The sequence below is a fragment of the Thioalkalivibrio sp. XN279 genome (assembly GCF_011089885.1).
In the GTDB taxonomy this organism is placed as follows: Bacteria; Pseudomonadota; Gammaproteobacteria; order Steroidobacterales; family XN24; genus XN24.
In genome coordinates this window covers 236,559-255,285 of sequence record NZ_JAANBD010000023.1, presented here as the reverse complement: position 1 = coordinate 255,285, position 18,727 = coordinate 236,559, and the positions used below count along the sequence as shown (strand labels likewise).

General features: G+C 62.5%; 26 protein-coding genes and 2 riboswitches. Of the genes, 6 read left to right on the top strand and 20 right to left on the bottom strand.

Translation table 11 applies throughout. The annotated features are described in order from the left end of the window. Positions 1–84 precede the first annotated feature (84 nt). The 13 genes from G8346_RS04185 to G8346_RS04125 form a co-directional block, all read right to left on the bottom strand. Positions 85–309, bottom strand: a complete 225-nt coding sequence (locus tag G8346_RS04185; RefSeq protein ID WP_370520531.1) for a DUF2788 domain-containing protein — start codon at positions 307–309, stop codon at positions 85–87. Beyond that, positions 306–1,112: a DUF2189 domain-containing protein gene (locus G8346_RS04180; RefSeq protein ID WP_166048525.1), complete on the bottom strand. Its 807-nt coding sequence runs from the start codon at positions 1,110–1,112 to the stop codon at positions 306–308. Before G8346_RS04180 ends, G8346_RS04185 begins: the two co-directional genes overlap by 4 nt. A 19-nt stretch (positions 1,113–1,131) precedes the next feature. Beyond that, on the bottom strand, positions 1,132–1,560 hold the full coding sequence (locus G8346_RS04175) for a putative toxin-antitoxin system toxin component, PIN family (RefSeq protein ID WP_166048523.1): 429 nt from the start codon (positions 1,558–1,560) through the stop codon (positions 1,132–1,134). Next, positions 1,557–1,778, bottom strand: a complete 222-nt coding sequence (locus G8346_RS04170) for a CopG family ribbon-helix-helix protein (protein WP_165346123.1) — start codon at positions 1,776–1,778, stop codon at positions 1,557–1,559. The genes G8346_RS04175 and G8346_RS04170 overlap by 4 nt, the downstream gene beginning before the upstream one ends. An 81-nt stretch (positions 1,779–1,859) precedes the next feature. After that, positions 1,860–2,741, bottom strand: a complete 882-nt coding sequence (locus tag G8346_RS04165; protein WP_166048521.1) for a transglutaminase family protein — start codon at positions 2,739–2,741, stop codon at positions 1,860–1,862. A 37-nt stretch (positions 2,742–2,778) separates the two neighbouring features. Continuing rightward, positions 2,779–2,979: a hypothetical protein gene (locus tag G8346_RS04160; protein WP_166048519.1), complete on the bottom strand. Its 201-nt coding sequence runs from the start codon at positions 2,977–2,979 to the stop codon at positions 2,779–2,781. 497 nt (positions 2,980–3,476) lie between these two features. Continuing rightward, positions 3,477–3,779 carry a hypothetical protein gene (locus G8346_RS04155; RefSeq protein ID WP_166048517.1) on the bottom strand — a complete coding sequence of 101 codons (303 nt, stop codon included), beginning with the start codon at positions 3,777–3,779 and terminating at the stop codon, positions 3,477–3,479. A gap of 101 nt (positions 3,780–3,880) precedes the next feature. Next, positions 3,881–4,219 (bottom strand): type II toxin-antitoxin system PemK/MazF family toxin, encoded by a 339-nt coding sequence (locus G8346_RS04150; protein WP_166048515.1) that lies wholly within the window; start codon positions 4,217–4,219, stop codon positions 3,881–3,883. Continuing rightward, positions 4,204–4,446, bottom strand: a complete 243-nt coding sequence (locus G8346_RS04145; RefSeq protein ID WP_166048513.1) for a CopG family ribbon-helix-helix protein — start codon at positions 4,444–4,446, stop codon at positions 4,204–4,206. The genes G8346_RS04150 and G8346_RS04145 overlap by 16 nt, the downstream gene beginning before the upstream one ends. Positions 4,447–4,632: 186 nt before the next feature. Next, a complete protein-coding gene (locus tag G8346_RS14615) occupies positions 4,633–4,935 on the bottom strand; it encodes a helix-turn-helix domain-containing protein (RefSeq protein WP_370520530.1) in 303 nt (100 codons plus the stop codon). 332 nt (positions 4,936–5,267) lie between these two features. Continuing rightward, entirely contained in the window at positions 5,268–5,567 is a 300-nt protein-coding gene (locus G8346_RS04135; RefSeq protein ID WP_166048512.1) for a DUF2442 domain-containing protein, read from the bottom strand. Positions 5,568–5,596: 29 nt separating this feature from the next. Then, positions 5,597–5,842, bottom strand: coding sequence for a DUF2442 domain-containing protein (locus G8346_RS04130; RefSeq protein ID WP_166048510.1), 246 nt, complete (start codon positions 5,840–5,842; stop codon positions 5,597–5,599). A 4-nt stretch (positions 5,843–5,846) separates the two neighbouring features. Beyond that, entirely contained in the window at positions 5,847–6,104 is a 258-nt protein-coding gene (locus tag G8346_RS04125) for a DUF4160 domain-containing protein (RefSeq protein WP_166048508.1), read from the bottom strand. A gap of 170 nt (positions 6,105–6,274) precedes the next feature. Here G8346_RS04125 and G8346_RS04120 point away from each other — a divergent pair, with 170 nt between their 5' ends. Next, a complete protein-coding gene (locus tag G8346_RS04120) occupies positions 6,275–7,990 on the top strand; it encodes an MFS transporter (protein WP_166048506.1) in 1,716 nt (571 codons plus the stop codon). 227 nt (positions 7,991–8,217) lie between these two features. Here the strand turns inward: G8346_RS04120 and G8346_RS04115 are convergent, their stop codons facing one another. Beyond that, positions 8,218–9,801, bottom strand: coding sequence for a hypothetical protein (locus tag G8346_RS04115; protein ID WP_166048504.1), 1,584 nt, complete (start codon positions 9,799–9,801; stop codon positions 8,218–8,220). A gap of 55 nt (positions 9,802–9,856) precedes the next feature. Continuing rightward, positions 9,857–9,938, bottom strand: a riboswitch (cyclic di-GMP riboswitch). Between the two features lie 130 nt (positions 9,939–10,068). Here G8346_RS04115 and G8346_RS04110 point away from each other — a divergent pair. Continuing rightward, the gene (locus G8346_RS04110; RefSeq protein WP_166048502.1) at positions 10,069–10,890 is read left to right on the top strand and encodes a hypothetical protein; all 822 of its coding nucleotides are present in this window, start codon (positions 10,069–10,071) and stop codon (positions 10,888–10,890) included. A 22-nt stretch (positions 10,891–10,912) separates the two neighbouring features. Here the strand turns inward: G8346_RS04110 and G8346_RS04105 are convergent, their stop codons facing one another. Further along, positions 10,913–11,587 (bottom strand): HEPN domain-containing protein, encoded by a 675-nt coding sequence (locus G8346_RS04105; RefSeq protein ID WP_166048500.1) that lies wholly within the window; start codon positions 11,585–11,587, stop codon positions 10,913–10,915. A gap of 30 nt (positions 11,588–11,617) precedes the next feature. Continuing rightward, positions 11,618–11,884 (bottom strand): hypothetical protein, encoded by a 267-nt coding sequence (locus G8346_RS04100; RefSeq protein ID WP_166048498.1) that lies wholly within the window; start codon positions 11,882–11,884, stop codon positions 11,618–11,620. Positions 11,885–12,114: 230 nt separating this feature from the next. On the opposite strand from G8346_RS04100, the gene G8346_RS04095 reads away from it, so the two are divergent. The 4 genes from G8346_RS04095 (at position 12,115) to G8346_RS04080 (ending at position 15,408) form a co-directional block, all read left to right on the top strand. Continuing rightward, the gene (locus tag G8346_RS04095) at positions 12,115–13,395 is read left to right on the top strand and encodes an ADP-ribosylglycohydrolase family protein (RefSeq protein ID WP_166048496.1); all 1,281 of its coding nucleotides are present in this window, start codon (positions 12,115–12,117) and stop codon (positions 13,393–13,395) included. After that, positions 13,385–14,095, top strand: a complete 711-nt coding sequence (locus G8346_RS04090) for a hypothetical protein (protein ID WP_166048494.1) — start codon at positions 13,385–13,387, stop codon at positions 14,093–14,095. The genes G8346_RS04095 and G8346_RS04090 overlap by 11 nt, the downstream gene beginning before the upstream one ends. A 111-nt stretch (positions 14,096–14,206) precedes the next feature. Then, positions 14,207–14,695 (top strand): hypothetical protein, encoded by a 489-nt coding sequence (locus tag G8346_RS04085; RefSeq protein ID WP_166048492.1) that lies wholly within the window; start codon positions 14,207–14,209, stop codon positions 14,693–14,695. Then, a complete protein-coding gene (locus tag G8346_RS04080; protein ID WP_166048490.1) occupies positions 14,692–15,408 on the top strand; it encodes a hypothetical protein in 717 nt (238 codons plus the stop codon). The genes G8346_RS04085 and G8346_RS04080 overlap by 4 nt, the downstream gene beginning before the upstream one ends. Positions 15,409–15,685: 277 nt before the next feature. Here G8346_RS04080 and G8346_RS04075 read toward each other — a convergent pair whose 3' ends face one another. The 4 genes from G8346_RS04075 to G8346_RS04060 form a co-directional block, all read right to left on the bottom strand. Then, positions 15,686–16,444 (bottom strand): hypothetical protein, encoded by a 759-nt coding sequence (locus G8346_RS04075; RefSeq protein WP_240901274.1) that lies wholly within the window; start codon positions 16,442–16,444, stop codon positions 15,686–15,688. Beyond that, positions 16,441–16,890 carry a hypothetical protein gene (locus tag G8346_RS04070; protein ID WP_166048488.1) on the bottom strand — a complete coding sequence of 150 codons (450 nt, stop codon included), beginning with the start codon at positions 16,888–16,890 and terminating at the stop codon, positions 16,441–16,443. The genes G8346_RS04075 and G8346_RS04070 overlap by 4 nt, the downstream gene beginning before the upstream one ends. A 40-nt stretch (positions 16,891–16,930) precedes the next feature. Next, positions 16,931–17,512, bottom strand: a complete 582-nt coding sequence (locus G8346_RS04065) for a hypothetical protein (RefSeq protein ID WP_166048486.1) — start codon at positions 17,510–17,512, stop codon at positions 16,931–16,933. Between the two features lie 145 nt (positions 17,513–17,657). Next, positions 17,658–18,470 (bottom strand): hypothetical protein, encoded by an 813-nt coding sequence (locus G8346_RS04060; RefSeq protein ID WP_166048483.1) that lies wholly within the window; start codon positions 18,468–18,470, stop codon positions 17,658–17,660. A gap of 53 nt (positions 18,471–18,523) precedes the next feature. Further along, a riboswitch (SAM-I-IV-variant riboswitch) is annotated at positions 18,524–18,631 on the bottom strand. Between the last annotated feature and the right edge of the window lie 96 nt (positions 18,632–18,727).

The window sequence follows — 18,727 nt, the reverse complement described above, 5'->3', positions numbered from 1 at the left end:
GTCCTCGGCGGTGGTGGGGCGGGCAGAGTTTCGAGTTGTGCGGAGGGATAGTCAACAGGCGCGAGAAGCAGGTCGCCGCGCGCCTCACACGTCCATGATCCACTGGATCAGCAGCTTCATCACGAAGCCCAGCATGCCGAGCGCGAGCACGAGGAACAGCACGAAGGTGCCGAACAGCCCGGCCTTCGACTCGTAGGCGATCTGGCCGATGATGAACAGCATGTAGAGCATGAACGCGGTCAGCCCGAAGGTGAGGCCGAACCAGGAGATCTGCTGCTCCGTGAAGCCGAACAGGTCGGCGGCGTTCACGGCGCCCCCCGCACCCGCGCCGGCAGCCCCTCGGCATCCACGGCGTCCGTGTAGGCGTGCCAGCTGGCATGGCCGAGCAACGGCACCACCAACAGGCTGCCGAGCAGCGCCACGGCCAGCCCTGCCACCGACAGCCCGGCCAGCACCCCGGCCCACAACGCCATCACGCCGGGGTTCCGGAGCACCACCAGCCAGCTCGCCGTCACCGCCTGCAGCACCGTCACCTGGCGGTCCAGCAGCAGCGGCAGCGTGATGACGCTGGAGGCGAACACCGGCGCGGCCATGAAAGCGCCCAGCATCAGCCACAGCTCGAACAGGTAATGCTCGCGCGACGCCACGACATGCCGCAGGAAATCCACCGGGCTGTTGATCGGCTCGGGCGACAGCGCCGTGATCAGCGCCGCGGAGGTCAGCACCCAGCCGGTGCCGGCCAGCGCCAGCAGGCAACCGAAAATCACGAGGCGCCAGTCGTGCCGCGGCTTCCCGCGCCAGCTCATCCAGGCGTCGTACACCGTCTTGAAGCCACCCCGCCGCCCGGCCGCGAGTTCCCGGCTCACCGCATACAGGCCGACCGCGATCACCGGCGCGACGAGGAGGAAGCCGCTGAAGGCGCCGGCCAGCAGCCAGAAGTCATTGCCCGCGATGGACAGCACCAGGAGGGCAAACATCACCACCGCCACGCCGTGCGCCATCCCGACCGGCCAGGTGCGGCAGAAGTCGGCCCAGCCGGCCCGCAGCCAGCGCAAGGGATGCTCGGGGGCCAGGCGGCGGACGGTGAGAGTTTGCTGGAAGTGTGGGTCCATGGGCGAAGTGTAACCGGGGTCAGGTACGCGGTCTGCGCACGCGCCCTGCTTCAGCTGTGAGCCGTAACCACAATCCTCGCGGCGACAGGATCTCGATGGGTGAGTCCGCCGCAATGGAGAGGAGATCCTGGTCGCCGGTCACCAATACCTCGGCACCACCCGCAACCGCCTCCGCCAGGACCAGTCCGTCCGAAGCATCCCTGATCACCACGGGCAATGCGGGGGTCTTGCCAACGACCATCGCCTCCCGGCGCAGGAAGGCAATGAGCTCCCGGGTGGTTTCCACCGGGATTCGCATCTTCTGGCGCAGCACCCGTTGAGACTCAGCCAGCACCGTGACCCCGAGGATCAGTTCGTGCTCGGCGAGCACCAGGTTGAAGAGGTCGGCGCACAACCCGCGCGTGGCAAAAGCGCTCACGAGCACGTTGGTGTCGAGAGCGACTTTCACGACACGTCTTTGAACACGTCCTCGTCAGTCAGGTAGCCGCGCGCCTCCGCCAAGGGCATGACCCGGCGACGCAGGTCCTGGAACTCGGCCAGTGCGAGTTGGCGACGGACCGCGTCACGAACGACCTCGCTGCGGCTGCGGCCCGTACGCTTCGCTACCCGCGCAACCAGGCGCTCCAGGTCCGGATCAAGACGAATGGTCAGTGCTGACGATTTCATGTCATACATTGTAGGACACGATTCTGGCAGCAACAATTGGCACGACCGTGGTCGCCCTGGCACGACCCGCCACCGATCTCCCTAGGTCGGCGCCAGGGTCAGCGCCGGCGCATCCGGCAACTCCTCCAGCAGTGCCAGGCGCTCGGCGTCGGTGGTGGTGCCGACCACTTCGTCGGTCCACACCCGGAAGACTTTCAAATCGTAGTTGCCGAAGGACGTCATCATCGCCCCGTCCGCCGCATCGCGGCCGCGGACCACCAGCACGCGGCCGATGCGCGGCGTGTTGTAGCGCGCATCGAAAGTGAACCAGCGGTTCTCGAGATAAGCCTCGAACCAGGCGCAAAAATCGCCGGGGCCGCTGTCGGGGACGCCGACATCACCGAGATAGCCGCTGGCGTAGCGCGCCGGGATGTTCATGGCGCGGCACAAGGTCACCGCCAGCTGGGCGAAATCGCGGCACACGCCGGTGCGCTCGCGCAGCGCATCGGACGCGGTCTTGGTCGAGCGGCCGTACTGGTAGCCGAAGGTCAGCTGGTTGTGCACCCAGTTGCAGATCGCCTGGACCCGCGCCCAGCCCTCCGGCGTCGCGCCGAACAAGGCCCAGGCCTGCTCGACCAGTTCGTCGCTGTTGCAGTAGCGGCTGGGGGTCAGGTAGCGCAGGGTGTCCGGCGGCAACTCGGCAATCGGGTGCTGGCGTGCGTTCCAGTCGAAGGGATCCGGCTGGCCGTCGTTCTCGACGATGCAGTCGGACCACAACGTCATGCGCCCGGGCTGCGCGACCATGCGCACGCGGCGATTGGCGAACTCATCGAGATACTCTTCCTGCGGTACCGCGGGATCAGTGCGGACCTGGTCAGAACCGATCGCGCGCCCGCCGTAGCTGGGATGCGGCAACAACGCCAGCAACAGCGGCGTCGGGCGCGCGCACTCGATGGTGATCTCGAAGCCGATACGAATAAACATAGATGCGGCGCGCGGGCCCCTTCGTGCCGGAGTGCAGTTACTTTTTCCTTCGATCCATGAGCAAGAACACCACTGCGACCACCAGCGCGCCAAGCAACACCGCGCCCCAGAAGCCGTAGCCGCCGAACCAGCCCATGCCGTGGCCGCCATCGTCCATCATGTGCCCCGTCTGGGCCCAGGCGATGCCGGTGGCCAGCAGCGCCAACGCACCAAGAATCATGGAAATCAGTCTGTTCATAGTTGCTCCCGATTGGTTGCTCCGCACCGCCGTCTTGCCAAGCTAGGCCGGGCTGGCGGCGACGTCTGTTCGACGGCGCACACAGTATTGTTGCGACCGCCGGACCAGGGCATGCGTACGTTGGCAGACAGACGCGGTCCTCGGCCAGGCGCACATTAAGCCCATGGAAATCTTCTCACCACGCCACCGGCGGTATAACGACGAACAACCAGCTCGACGCACCCTCATGAGCACGATGCCCATGGTGCGCAGCAGCGGGATGGCCCTGGTGGCGATGCTGCTGGCGGTGGTCCTTGCCGTCCTGGTGTGCGGCTGATCTAGGCTCGCGTCCCGCCAGCCACCGGCTCGCACTCGATGGGTGTTCTGCTTCGGCGTCTCCGCGGAGACGCGCCTTACAAGATCGCCCGCGTCCCCTTGCACACCGGATACCTGTAGCAGCCCCAGAACGCCCTGCCCGCATTAGCGCCGCCACGCCGACATCTCGTGCACGCCAATGCTTACACTGGACTGGCACCTCCGAGTCGGTCGAGCATTTTCCCGGCCCGGAACCGCTTCAGCAGGTTCGCTCCCGTGCCGAGCAGCAACACCACCGGGAGGACGAACTGGCCGACCTGGGCGAAGCCACGCCATAAGATTTGAGGTGCCGCGTCAAACGGCACGGAGGGATCGGTCACGATCTCTCGACCGGCGTACCAGCTTAGAAATACCCATGAGGCGACGGCGAGGCCGAGCGACGCCCACCATGGCAACAGGGCGGCGACATCGAACAGGTCGTTCAGAGCGGACTTACGGCGCCTCATTCAACCACCGGATAACAAGCATCTCCCGACACCGCCTGTGCGCCCTCCATAATCAGGCGGGAACCCCGGCCGCATGCTGGCCGAAGCAGCTGCGGGCATCGTCAGGGCCCGATGATCTCGTTCAGGCCCTCGACCACCTTCGATACATCTTCCGGAGCAGCGCGGCCGATCTTCTTGCCGATTCGCTCCACCGATAACGTGCGGACCTGGCTGATCTTGACCCATGAGCGCTTCGGCAAACTGCGGCCGTCCAGTTCAAGCGTGAGGGGGAACCCGGCTTTCTGTTCCTGGCGGGCCAGGGCCACGGCAATGACGGTTCCCGAGCGATCGTTGAAAACATCGTGGCTCAGAACCAGTACCGGCCTGGAACCCACTTGTTCTCGTCCTCTCACCGGGTTCAAGTCGGCCCAACGGATGTCGCCCCTTAATATGCGGGCCAAGATTCCAGCTCCTCTCCCAGCCCCTCCTCGGCGAGCGCCTGCTCGAATGCGGGGTCGAGCTTGGCGCATTCGGTGGCAAGGCGAGTGCGTTCCATACGGTCAAGCTTTTCCGCCACCGCGGCCTGCACCGCGCGGCTCCGGTTAGGAAACACTTTTTTGGCCACCAGGGCGTCCACCCGCTTCAGGGTTTCGCTCTCGATGGTGATCGCCACTTTCACACTACTCATGCCACACCTCCATGGTGTGACGATTTATCATACCCATCGGGCCTGCGCAATGAGGTCGGTATCCACCTCGGTGCAGCCAGCTCAGCGCGCGGTGCACGCGCAGGCCGAGGGACTCGGGGAAGGCGTGGCGCAGCTCGCGTTGGCGGGCCTTGAGCGTGTCGTGGTCGAGTACGAGGTTCACGTCCGTCATTTTTCAGGCACAAGCCTGACTTCGAGCTTGCAGCCAACCGCATGCGCGTACCGCTTGAGCGTGCTCAGCGATGGCGCGTGCTTGCCGGCGGCCTCGAGGCGGGAGATTGCGCTCTTGGTGGTACCCATGAGTTCTGCCACCGCGTCCTGGGTAAGGCCAGCACGCGCCCGGGCCTTGAGCAGCTGGTCTGCGACCTGGTACTCGATCTCGAGGTTGTCGTAGTTCTCGGAGAAACCCTTCCGCTTGCGGGCGCGCTCGATGAACGCCTTGTGGTCGTGCTTCACGGGTTGGTGCTTCACTCAGGCAACCCTCGATCGTGGCCAGGACCTTCGGATGGAAATACTCGATCTCGAAGACCATGCGAATATTAGCGAATTTGCTAACTTGCGGCAATGAATGGAAGCACCACCCCGACCTCGCGTGCCATGCATAAAGGGGGGCTTAGCTACTGGCCATGCTTGCAGCAGCAGGCGAAGCTGAACAGGCCGCAATTCGGGCTCTAGTGCGGCGATTCTCGCGCTGGCAGGCCATCCATGGCCCCGGCGCAAGGCCCGTCACGTCCGGGTGACGGGGCCAGTATCGGGGGTGGCGGGCTCAGGGGGTGAGCCTGTCGGCTGTCACTTCTTGCGGGTCAGCGACTGCGACCCGCGAGCCACCGGCGGAGGGACGCCTGGGACTCGTTGGACGGCAGGCCACGCAGTAGTGACACGACGCTGATGTCCTCGTCGACGGCGGGCCAGTGGATACCGGTTCCGTCCCCGATGAGCTCCCATTCCTGCCGCTCTTCCCGCGTCGCGTGCTCCAGCCTTGGGTACCAGGACAACGGAACAGAAATACTCCGGCCGTCAGTGAATTGCACCGTCAGCTCGTCCTCGGAGCTGCTGACGGACACGGCGCGCGGCGTTTCAACCTGCTCTGCTGAAGAACTCATCCCAGGCCTCCGAAGCTTGTCAGCCCTGCTCAGGCGGCAACCAGCAGCTTTTCGCGCAGGAACTCGGGGGCGAAATCGGCACCGTTGGGCCAAACCAGCGTATGCAGTTCCTGATGGAGCTCGACCCGAGCGAAATACGCCTCGTCGCGTAAAGGCTCGAACACCTCGCCAATGAGTTCTGCCGACAGGTCGACGGGGCCTTCGAGCCCGTCGTTGAACCGAAGCCAGACCGTATGGCCGCCGAGATACCTGGCTGCAATGATTCTCGTCAGCATATCGTTACTCCAGCGGCGCAATCCGCGTAAGACGCTGACCCGCCTGCGCACGATCCCACGCCGATATTAGCTCAGCTTTCCGCAGCACGCGCCACTCTTCCACCAGCGCGCGGACCCGCCTCGGCAGATTCCCGGTTACGAATCCGCTCTCGATAATGACGATCGCCTCATACTCGCTGTACAGCGCATGGAAATGTGGCGGCGCATGATCGCGATAGTAAATCGCAATCACGATCCCGAAGAAGCGGCTGATCTCAGGCATTTCCGCAGCGTGGCTCACAGGCTGCCGGGTTGGTAGAGCCGATAAATCTGCGAAATACAGCGTATTTGAGCTGTCGCAGCTGGGACACTTCGGCCGAAGCGTCGACCCCCTGGTGCAGTGCTGCAACAGCCGCGGTAACATCCCCGCTCGCCTCGCTCAGGACAACAACAATGACAATCAACTGGGTTCTCGCGGAGAGCTCGCGCATGCGCTATGCGGCGGGCTCGTCCATGTATTTTGCACAGGGCATTCCCTACGGGCTGATGAACATCGCCGTGCCGGCGTGGCTGGCCAGCCAGGGGGTCGGGGCGGGCCAGATCGCCTCCTTCCTGGCCGTCATCATCCTGCCCTGGGCCTTCAAGCTGTTGTCCGGGCCGCTGATGGACCGCTACCAGTTCCTGCCGATGGGCCGGCGGCGGCCCTGGGTGCTGGGCGCACAGCTCGGCATGACGCTGTCGTTTTTCGGTCTCATCTTCGTCGACAACCCGGTCGAACAGGTCGGCCTGCTGACGGTGCTCGGTCTCCTCATCAACGTGTTCGCGGCCACGCAGGATGTCGCCGTCGACGGCATGGCGATCGAGGTCACGCCGGTCGATGAACAGGGCCGCCTGAACGGCTTCATGGTGTTCGGCAAGGCCATCGGCTGGGCAGTGACGTCGGCTGTCAGCGGAATGATGCTGGTCACGTTCGGCATGGGCGTGACCGCGCTTGTCGCGGCCGCCGTGCAGGCCGTTATTTTGCTCGGCTTCATGATGACCGTGGAGCATCGCGGTGAGCGCCGCCTGCCGTGGAGCGCCGGCGCGGCGATGTCCGAGCGGCGTGCGGCCGCTTCGTTCGCGGACGTATTCAAGGGGCTGAACGCGGTGCTGTGGTCCCGGGTCAGCCTGGTCCTGATGGCGATCATGCTTTTCGACGGTTTCATCAGCGGCTACGGCCATGCCCTGATGCCGATCGCGGCCATCAACCTGTTCGGCTTTACGACGCCGGAATGGTCGCAGCTTGTTGCGGTGATGGGGCTGGCGGGTGCCGCCGTGGCCCTGGCGCTGGGTCCCATGATCGATCGCTTCGGTGCGAAGCGAATGCTGATCCTGACGGTCTCGCTGGTGGCGATTCACGCCATCCTGCTCGCCCAGACCCAGTTTCTGTGGGAGAACACGACTTACGTCAGGACCATGCTGGCCGCCTGGGTGTTGCTCGGGCCGGTGACGATGGTGTGCATGATCGCGCTGGCGATGGCCATTTGCTCCAGCGCGAATTCGGCCACCCAGTTCGCCATCTACATGTCGGTGGCCAACCTAGGCGCCGCAGCCGGCTCGAAGGCCTACGGCATGATTGCCGAGCAGACCTCGTACGTCGAAGCCTACCTGCTGCTTGGCGCCATCACGGTGACGATGATCTTCATCACCCTGTTCCATCGTCACCGGCCGGCGGAACCGGCCGGCCGCAAGCGGGCGCCGAGTTACACCGTGGGCATGGGCGCCGGCGGGTCGGGCATGTATTTTTCCGGCGCAATGCGCTGCCCGAAGTGCCGCGCCGACATGGAACAGGTGATGATCGACAACACCGAGGTCGATCGGTGTTTCTCCTGTCACGGCCTGTGGTTCGACGACGGCGAGCTCAGCAAGCTGCGTACCCGGGAGGCGGCTGCCGCGCTCGACATCGGCGACATCAAGACGGGCAAGAAACAGAACCAGGTCGACAACTACCGCTGCCCGCGCTGCGCCGGACCGATGCATCGCATGGTCGACCCCGGGCAACCGCACATCTGGTTCGAGCAGTGCGGTTCCTGTCGCGGTTCGTTCTTCGACGCCGGCGAGCTGACCGACCTGGTGACCGTATCCGTGGCGGATTTCTTCAAGCGGTTTGTGACGCCGGAGCGGCGTTGAAGGCGCGCCGCGGCTTCCAGGCTGCGGGAGGCGAAGGGATTGGAATCCCTTGGTGTCGGCGCATAGCCGATCTGGAGGTCTTGGGTCGGGGAACCCCGGTTAAAGCGCGCCGTCATGCCGCCCCAGACAAGCGGGATTAAGAATAAGAAAGGGAGGCCGCCCGTTAAGACGACCTCCCTTGAGCTAGGACAATAATCTGCAATCCCGAGATCGCAGGTTCACGTGCCTTAGTTGGCTAAGCACACTTTGTTCGTTGTCCAGGTTCCGGTAGCAGCGTTCACATTATCGGTCGTGTTCACTTCCTTAAACGAAAGAGTGTCCTCCCCGATCAGGTCGAAGGCGGGATACCAAGTGTATCCATTCGGATATACCGCCTTGAAACTGACGTAGGTGATATCGCCATCTGCATTGAGCGTGTAGTTGAAATCGCTGAGTGTCTCTTCGAAGCCTGGAGTGGAACCGATAAATTGACCCGTGCCCCCAAGGTTTCCGTCAATGTCAAATCCGAGCTTGAATGAATGCTTGTAACCAGCATTGCTATTGACGCTGGTAACCGTAATCTCATACTCGGTGTTGCAGGGCTCGTAGGTGAACCACATGCCCCAGTTGCCACGGGTATTGAAACGGCCACCATCCGCCCATGCAGTCTCATAATCAGGAATGAACAACTTGCCGCTCGCCAGGTCGGCGAAGCCAGCGGCAACCAGCGACAACGGCGTCTTGATCCCAGTCAGGGCATCAATTTCAGAGAAAATTCCACTCGCGTGGTTTGCGCCGTAAAGCGTGCCATTCGAGCCAAACGCGAGCTGCTGATCCAACGCGTTTGCACCGTCAATCTTTGCAAACTCACCGGTAGTCAGATCGATGGTGAAGAAGAACTGCGGCGCGATGCGGGTACTTCCGTAAAGCATGCCTTCGCTGGAAATTGCGAAGTCCCCAAAGGTGAAATCAGCAGGTTCCCCAAAGCTATCCCAGGCGGTCGTGCCCTCACACAATTCCACATCGAATCGGACAAGCGTGTTTGTGCCCTCTGCGATGTAGTAGTACGCGCCGTCATACCATGCGGCACCCACAACCGAGCCGGGGAGATCCATCTCACACGCCCTGCCATACAGCCCCGTATCGAGGACGTAGTACCAGAGCGGAGAAGATGTCGTGTTCACACTCGGAGGTGCAGTGAAGTAGAGCGTATTGGCGTCTGGGTCGTAAGCCAGTCCGTTAGAGTATCCAGTGCCGTTCTCGAGCATCGTGCCATCGAAAGATTGGAGCAGAGTCAGGACGCCACCGACGGCGTCGATCTCATACAGCCCCTTTGCGCCACCACCGGTGCGAGTACCATAGATGACTGCCTCCGACTGACCAGCTACCTCGTTGCTGATCACGGCATGGGCAGCGACATACAGCGTGTCATTGGTGATTTCTCCCAGGCTGTCAGTCGGGATGCAAGTGTTCCATGCTGGAACCCCTCCCAATTGATCGTCGCCGTATGGAAACTGCCCTGGGACTGGATTGGCATAATACGGTTCGCCGAGGCGCTTATTCTCACGCGTCAGCGGGAAAGCCTCCGTGGCACCCACGTAGAGATGGGTCTCGTGAATGAGCCAGCCTTCTCCAAGCGCTTCGGCGCTCAATTCATAACTCACGCAAACCTGATCGGAATCGTGGGTCACACTAAGGGTGCCGACATCGACATCCTGGCTGGCATAAAGTGTCCGGGTGGCGCCATCTGCCAGGGCAGTGTTGGTTAAAGATCCTGCGAGCAACACAACAGCGCAAGCAGATGAGGCTAGTGCGGGTCTAATGATTTTCATGGCGTTGCTTCCTCCATTGAAGCGTCCTGAGCATCGTCAGTTACCTAACGCCTGGTTCGGCAGCCCGGCCGTCTTCCATGACGGGGAGACCCGAGGCTTTGCGACCCTACCTCGCGGCAGGTGTGCCATTTCGGTCAGACCATTTCTGGTACTTTTGGACCATACTCAGTCCGATTTGCAATTCAAGTAGATATTTAACATAACGCCATAGGGGTTTTCCGCAGCCTTCCCTTACGGCGTTGGCGCACTTCATAAGGAGTTGAAATTATGCGATCACCAGCAGGTCAAGTCCGGGCCCGGCAACGCGAATGGGCCCGCTCACAGGGGGTCGCGTTCGACGATCAAGGCTATACGCTCAACCTTGAGGACAACTTGTACGTGCCTCTTTCGAATGCGTCGATGAAGGAGTTCGAACAAGGCGACGGGGCGGAGCTTCCGCGTGACGGTGAGCGAGGAAAGATGCAGGCCCTGCACTCTTCTTCGGCTCTGGCCTGCAATGTCTTCGAGTACTGGCGCCAGCGTGATCCGGCGCCGCTTGCCGAGGCACTCGGTTTGACGGAAAGCATCGCGGAGATCAGGTTCGAGCAGAAATATCGAACAGGGCTGCCCGGCAATGCGCCGAACCTGGATGTCATCCTTGCGCTGACCTCCGGGCGCATCATCGCGATCGAATCGAAGTTCCTCGAGCCCTATGGCAGGCACCCCGCCCAGTTCAACCCCAAGTATTTTGAGGGCGGACGAGCATATTGGAAATCGGCGGGCCTGAAGTGTTGCCAGGATCTGGCGCATCAGATCCAAGGCGCAGAGAGGAATTTCCGCTGGCTCCACGCTCAACAGCTATTGAAGCATGCGTTGGGTCTTGCGCGGTCCGGGCACGAATGGGCTCTGTGGTACGCCTGGCATGAAGTCGAAGGCACCCAAGGCGCCGAACATGCCGCAGAGGCTGCTAAATTTGGCGAAATGCTGGATCTTGACGGCATCGGCTTCCGCTCGATGACTTACCAAGACATGTTCATGCGAATCCGAGCCGTCTGCACCACGCAGCATCAACCGTACCTGGACTACCTCGGTAACAGGTATTTCGCCTGAGGAGCGCGCAAGCGCTCGCTCCTCACTCCACCACCGGATAACACGCCTCGCCCCACACACCCTGCGCGTTCTCCATCATCAGGTGGATGACTATCGGCACCACGTCACCGAGGATGTTGGCGCCGTCGCGGATCTGGTCGCGGTTGACGCGGCTGTTCCAGGTGGCGCCGCCGTGCAGGACCTGGTTGCGCAGCACGTAGAGCCGCTCGAAGGTGGCGGCGAACAGCTTCTTGGTGCGCCCCTCGCCCAGCGCCCGACGCGCGGAGGACCGGCTGCGGTCGAAGCGCTCCTGCCACTCCGCTTCACTGATATAGCCGTTCACATGATCCCAGAACGGCTGGTAGACGAAGCGGTTGTCCAAGAGGAGCCGGATGGGGCCCGGGTAACGCTTCCACACCAGTTCGTAGAGCAGCTTCTCCCGATCGGCGTCGATGAGCCGGTCGAGGAAGGTGAGCAAGAGCCGCGTCTCCGAGAAGTCCCGCCGGCGCGGGAACTCCTGGGCGTAGGCGGCGTTGAACGCAAGCCACAGGAAGATGAACCGGGCATCGTGGTCCTCCGGTTCCTGCTGGGCGCGGTATAGCCAGCTCAGGGCGCGGTGGACACGCAGGCCCAGGGATTCGGGGAAGGCGTGGCGCAGCTCGCGCTGGCGGGCCTTGAGCGATACGAAACTGAACTGCCCCCGCGCGGACGTGTTCATAGTGACGACCTCAAGCGCTTGGAATTCAGTCTAGCCGAGCGGCCGGTCTGCCAGCAGCCGGCGGATCTCATCCAGCGCTTCGCTCATCTTCCTGGCGTGCTGCTCGATCGCTACGAGCACGGCAGCAGCACCGAAGATCAGCGCGACGGCGAGGATCGTCCCACCCCATACCGCAAGAGCCTCGCCGACCTCGCCCTGCGAGAAGATCACGCCACCTGAGAACAACCCGATAGCCAGGCCCAGTGCTGCAGCGACGCTGAGAAATCCAGAGAAAATCTGCGACAGGAAGTTGATCATCCTTGAGCCCCCCTTCGAAGTGCTACCGACCGAGATTACGCCGGCCAAGAGGCACCCGGATCAGGAAATCCCCCTACCCTGCCGGGTGGCGGGCCATCCCTGGCCCCGGGCTTTAACCCAACCTTCCTGGTGACGGCACCAGTATCCCGCTCGCCAGGCTCACCGGGTGAGCCCGTCCTCCCTTTTTCTTCTCATCTTTAGATGAGAGAAGAAAAAGGGAGGGTGCACCCATGGAACAACGCGACATCGGCTGGTACGACCGACAGCTCATCTGCCGGGCAATGAAGTTCAGAGGCACAACCGAGCGTGCCATGGCGGCGATCGAGATCCCCGAGCTGCACACGGCCTGGAAAGGGATAAGAGATGGCCTGGTCGCTCGAGGCCTTTCCAGGGGAAGTTCGCTGCGTGACGAGCACCTGGTCTGGTCCACGCTGTCCCGGCTGTCAGGCCGACGGGGCATCGTGCATGGGTGTCGAGCCATCGCCGTCGATGCGGAGCTGCTGGACCTCCTGCTTGCCTTCTGCCGTGCGGTGATACGATTCGAAAGCCCTCGGTGGCGCCTGGAGCCGACGCGTTGTCCCGTGTGTCGCCTCAGCCGCCATGTGCCGCGGGTTCTCAAACTGGAGTGGACGAGGCGTCACATGGAAGAGCATCAGCAGCGCGTGGCCGGCGTCCTGGTAGGGCTCGCGGCGGGCGACGAGAACGGCGGCCCCACGGAGATGGCGCTCCGCCTGGCCGAAAGCCTGCTGGAGTGTCGTCGCTACAACCCGGATGACGTGTTCGCCCGCTATCTCGACTGGCATCGCCAAGGGGCCTATGACACCGGGCCGGTCACGGGTCGCGTCCTCGCCCATGCATTCGCCGGCATGTCGCGCCGCCAGGCCGCGGAGCAGACAGACCGCGAACTGGAAGGCATGACCGCCGGCTGCAACGCGGCGCACCGCGCCGGCGTGCTGGCCATGGGGCCCTGGCTCGACATAGACGGACTTGTGCAGGCTGCAGGAGATGAGGCCCGTCTCACTCATGGTCATCCCATTGCCGCGGACACCGCGATAGCCGTTGCCGTGAAATGCCGCGACAACATGATGGGCAACTCGCGGTTCGCGTCACGGCACCTCGGCGCTGTCTCGGAGCAACTGCATGCCGAGGTGAAAGAAGCTGTCAGTAAGCCGCGCCCGGTCCTGAGCCAGCTGCTCGATCCGGCAAGCCCGGCGAGAACAGAGCTACATCGCGGCGGTTATTCTCCGGGCACGCTCCGCGCCGCCCTCGCATTCGCCACGACGGGTCGCGACCCGATCACCGCGCTCCAGGCCGCGAAGTCATTTGCCGGACCGGCAAATTATTGCCCTGTACTGGTCGGCGCTTTTCTCGGCGCACGCTTTGGCGCAGATGTCTTCGACGACGGTCAGTTGCAGCATCACCCTGCAGAGCATATCGCCCGGATCAGGAAGGCCGCATGGGGCCTCGCGGAACTCTGGCGACCGGACGCGGAGCAGACCCATGCCGGCTGAAGCAGGTGGCCGGCGAGACACCACGAAGAGGAAGAAGCGCCACACACGCGCGCCGAATCTCACCAGGGAACAGCTGGAAAGAGCGATCTTCCTCGACTACGAGGGCAACTCCGCCGCGCCCGGCAGCCAGGATCATCCGCCGCCCACGCTCCTGGGCTATCTCGTGGATAACAAGCTCGGGGCGGGCATCGTCGAGCCGCTTTTCGCCAAGCACTGCTCGGGCAGGTACCGCGCTACGCACGCCATCGCCGCCGACCATGTCGAGCTCGTCATGGCACTCCTCGAATGGGCCGAGACCGAATCCCGGGTCATCGTTTCGTGGAGCGAGCACGACCTTAAGGTGATGACACGAGCTGTTCCGGAGCTCGAGGAACGCCTGAAAGCGGTCCATCGCAATGCGATCAAGCCCGCCCGGAAGTACTTACGCGGACTGGGGATCGCGCCAACCCGCGGCTCTACAACGCTCTATGGCGTATGCGATTTGCTGCGCGTTCCGGTCATCGAGAAGTTTGGCGCCGGCCACGTCGGGGAGGGACTGCGGCTTATCCGCTCACAGCTAAAGGAAGGTCGGACCTATGCTGAACTCACGCCCGCCGCGCGAAAGTCATGGCAAGTCATCGTCAAACACAACAAGCAGGACCTGCTAACCATGCGCGAAGTGCTGCAACAGGTGGTGCCGAATCCGGCGAGGCAGGACTAACAACGCCCGGCTCCAACGCTTGTACATACAAGCGACAGCCTCCAGGGGCTTTGAACCATCCGGGCTACACGGAGTACCGTTATCGAAACCCGAGCTGCAAGGAGGCGGCCGATGACCGACACACTGCCCGACTGGATCCCGCGCGAATTCATCGAGAAATATGCGCGGGACCATGTGCCGCCACCCGCCCTTATCGCTGCGCCGCCCTGCACAGCTCGTGCGCGCTTCGAGCCCGCCCCGGATCAAGCGGTCGAGGACGACGGTGCACAGACTGTGGCGGCGGTCATCGAGCACGGCCAAGTGCGTGCTCGCTGGCGCCATGACAGGCCCAAACCGCCGGGCACCTGGCACCTGCAGATACCCGTCACCGCCCTCCTCGACGTCATCGGCTATCAACATCGTCAGCAGGTCCTCGCCCGGCATCGCGTGCTCTGGAAACTGGAACTGAAAATCGGGCTTGATCGGCTTGCGAGGGAGCATGGGCACCGCTTGGCCAGGCCGACCCTCAAGCGGTTGTCCGAGACCGTGGCAACACGGATCGACGGGGAGATGGGGCGCAAGGTCAGACGCCTGCCGTGCAATGCGGAAGCAGCGAAATGACCAGGAACGCCACCAGGTGCCCGGCTCCGTCGTACCGGGCGTTGCTACGCGGAAAGCTGCAGACTCAGCTGGACGGGTCGGTCCGGGCCATCAGCGGCTTCGCGCGCCAGAATATATCGCCCGACTACATCGCGGCGCGCTTCGAGATCTCGACCATCCCCACGCCTGGCCGAACCAAGCAGGACGAGGAAATCTCAATGGAGACCGTCACCCAGGAGTCCAGGGACGGGAGCCAGTATGTAGAGATGTCGTTCCACAGCGCTGGAGGGTACGACGAGGAACCGGAAGTGGTGGTCTTCAGCCGCAGGCCTGGCGGAAGAGCCGAGTCCCAAGTGTGCTCCGACCCGCCTCTCATTAGGGAAATCCCGCGAGAAATCCTGTTCCGTGCGGAACTGGGCACCATGCTCATCGAGACCGCAATGGAAGGCCGGCATCATGTCGATGCGATCGTCATCGACCCACGGAGCAATGGCGCCGCCACGCGCGCCTCGATCCGAATCCGGCCGTACAAGGGCGCAATGCTTTCCACCTACCGCGCCCGTGCCTGGGAGTTCGAGTACGAGTACTTCAGCCTCGATGACCCGGATACGGTCGTGGTGAGAGAACTCGAGGTGATCACATCAGAAATCGTGCCTCTGTTCTCGACGATGGACTGGGGCGATGGCTCGATCAGCCTGCAGTACACGATACAAGCTACGCGGCGCATGTCGTGAGCGGAACGCAAGCTTTATCCTGGCATCTCACGCCGGTAAATCGGGACATACAAGGTTTCTCTTCACGCGCAGTCGATCGCAATCAGCAAGACTCCCAGTCCGACGATAAACATCCACACGAAGTCGATGAACGTCATCACGCCATCGTCGTCATCGTCGTCCTCTCGCTTCCCCATAACGAACCCCCGTTGGACCATGGGTCAATCAGCATCCCGTGCGGAGTTTCCACGAGGCGCCCGGTGGCGAGCACCCGGCTAACCTCGTGACCCCCCAGTTCCTATCCCAGGTACTGATGACGAAACCCTTCCCGCCCGAGATCGTAGGGCGCCGGATTGGTGGCATGTGGAACCGCCGCCATCCGATTGCCTACGAGGTAATTGATCCGGTAGGTGCAGTTGCCGGAGGGATGCAACATGCCACCGATGACTCGATCAGGTCGCAGCAGCCGCTCTCCAACCAGCCGATCAAGCACCTTCTGAACCAGCGGACCAAGCCCGACGAAGACCGCGTTGTCGAGTTGCCGCACCTCCTCGACGAAATTCTCCAGGAGGTATCTCCGGAGCAGCGGATGCTTGGTCATGTCCGGCGCGCCACGGTAATCCTGGTGGTTAACGAAAACCGGGTACCGAAGCAGAGATGTGGCGTGCAGCAGATATCGGCTCGTTGAAAAGAGCTCGCTTGCATCCTGCAACCCAAGCCAAGACTGGAAGCCCCAGTGGTTGAGCTGACGGACCAGGTTGGTACGCATGGGCTCCCCGCTGAATGCGGCCGTCTCCTTGGCAGCGCGAATCGCCTCTTCGGGAGAATTCCCAGCCAGCAGAGCCCGCCGAGCTGCGTTGTTCGCGTTGACCATCTGCGTTGGCCCGGGCGTGATGCCTACTAGCACGACGCGTGCAAGCGGATTGATGTACTCGAAGGGCGCGTAATAGACCGCGAAGTCATCGCACGAGTCCATCAAGAGCCTTGGATCCCGCAGAGCGGGTGCCGAAGCTCCGCAAATGACGGGGATGTATTTTTCTATGGTGAAGCCGCTCATATGGAACCACCTGCGCTGCTGAAGTGATCCGCGAGGGCCGTGAGCAAGCGCTTCAAGGCGACAGAATCCTGAGCCTGGTACGCACGAGCATAAGGCGCCTTGGACGTGCCCCTTAGCGGATATCCGTGGTAATTACTGCTTTGGAACAGGTTTGTCCCTGTCCGCCGGTTTACGGGCGGCGAGATACCATTCGTGGCGGCATCCAAACCGGAAACAAACTGGTCCGGATGTACTGCTACCCGGTACTGCTCGAACCGGCCATCCGGTGTGACGCCCTGGTCTTTATGGAGATAAATCGCGTGAGGGCTGAGCGAATGGAGCAGCTTCAGTACCTTCACGTATGCGTCGCTGCCATCCTTCTTCATTCCGATTTCATATCCGAGTTCCTTCACAAGCCTCACAACCTTGTCACGAGTCTCGTCATTTACAGCCTTGGTTTTTGCCATCTCTATAGTCCTCCCGAATTGTTGAAATCAATTTGCCGTTTCATTCCCACGCGAGCGAGCGCTGCGTAATCAATGATGGGGGCGCTGACTGATCCTCCGGGGCCATGCGAACCCTGAGGTCCGGATTGGCTGCCAGGGCATCGACTAACTCCTTCAGCGTCTCGAACGTCACCTGGTCTTTTTCGAACCGGCTCGTTCCTGCAACGAAGAAGCCATCCCGGTTGCGGTGCGGGACAAACCGTTTGCCCTTGAGCACGCCGCGCCGGGCGTAATAGACCGGCGTCGGGGTACGCGCCTTAGCTCCGGAATCTTTACGAGACTCCGACGGGCCCGGATCCTGGAGATATGTCGCGAGGAACGGATAGCGATGCCGGAAGAATCGGATCACCTCGACCTTGCCTTCGCCGATCTCTGGATCCAGGCCAGTCGCCTTAACGATCAATGGAACCAGCGGGCTTGGTATTGGGCTCGAGCCGTTTCGCCAGTTAGCGATATTGTTCGGCTGGCCTGTCCAGCCATTCTCTTGCAATGACTGTTGCAGGTCGGCATTCCCTACTCCAGCCAGATTCATCCTTCCAACGAGCCACTCGGCTTCGTCGAAGACGTCGATAACTTTTTGCATAAAACATTCTCCGCTGAATAGGCCCTGCACAGCGCGCACTGTATCGCGCCTCTTTCTGGATTGCAAGCATTGCTCGGCGAGCAGCAGCCAAGTGCTCCAACCGAACGCCGTTACTGGGACGCCGGTGGGCTACCGGCTAACCTGCCTATACGCCCCGCTTGCCTTCCGCGGCCATCACAAACCCCAACCCATACAACTCCAGCACCTGCTGCAACTCCTCCGCGGAGGCCCGAGTCGAGACGCAGGGCACGGACGATGCCGGGCCGCCGAGATCGGACTCGCAGAACCCCAGCCGCTCCGCCTGGTGGGCCGGCAGTGCCTTCCAGATCTCGAAGCCGGGCGTGTACTCGGTGGCGATGCGCGCGGCGAAGTGGGCATGGCGCTCGACGTCGACATCGATCAGCAGGGATGACAGCCACTCGTTGATGACCTGGTCGGTCTCGCATTCCGGCAGCGCGTCACCGTTCTCGTCAACCTCGAGCCACTCGCACTCCTCGTCGTAGTCCCAACCAGCCGCAGCCATGACCGCCTGCTTTTTCTGCTCGTAGGTGGCGTCCTCCGGCAGCTTCACGTCGTAGTACTCGGCCATGCTCGGACTGTCGACGATATAGCTCTCGGTCGAATCGTCGTCGCAGCGAGCCCGGACGCCAGTCCACCCGTGATACTCCAACCAGTCGAAGTCCGCCGCCACGATTACGCCGCGCTCGAGCGTGATCAGCACCCGCGACTTCTCCTGGCAGGGGCGCCGGGGGAAGGCGATGACATTGCCCGCGGTCGCCTCGCCCTGGTCCGGATCCTCGCCTTCCATGCGCTTGAGCGTCCTCCGGGCCAGGCATGCATCGGGGTAGCGCTTGAGGTGCTGCCGCAGGACATGGCGCAGGTGGTACGCCTCCTTCCACGACAGGGGCAGATAAATCGCGCCGTCCTTCTGGAAGACGGACTTGGGAAGATCAGACATGAATCAGCCTCCAATGCATTGTCATTGCAAAGGAAGCCGACGCGCGTTGTGGAATGGACCCGGTTCGTTGCCTGGGTCGGCCACATCCCCCCTCTCGGGGGCAGCCACCTTGCCTGGGTCGGGCAGGTTGGCGGAGCGTCAGCTCACTCTTGATGCGTGGTCGAATTTAAGTCTGCCTGCGGCTCGAAGCAACCTGCGGGCTTGAAACCAGTGTGCCGCCCCGGTGGCTCAGGAGGTGAGCCACCGGGGCTTCACGT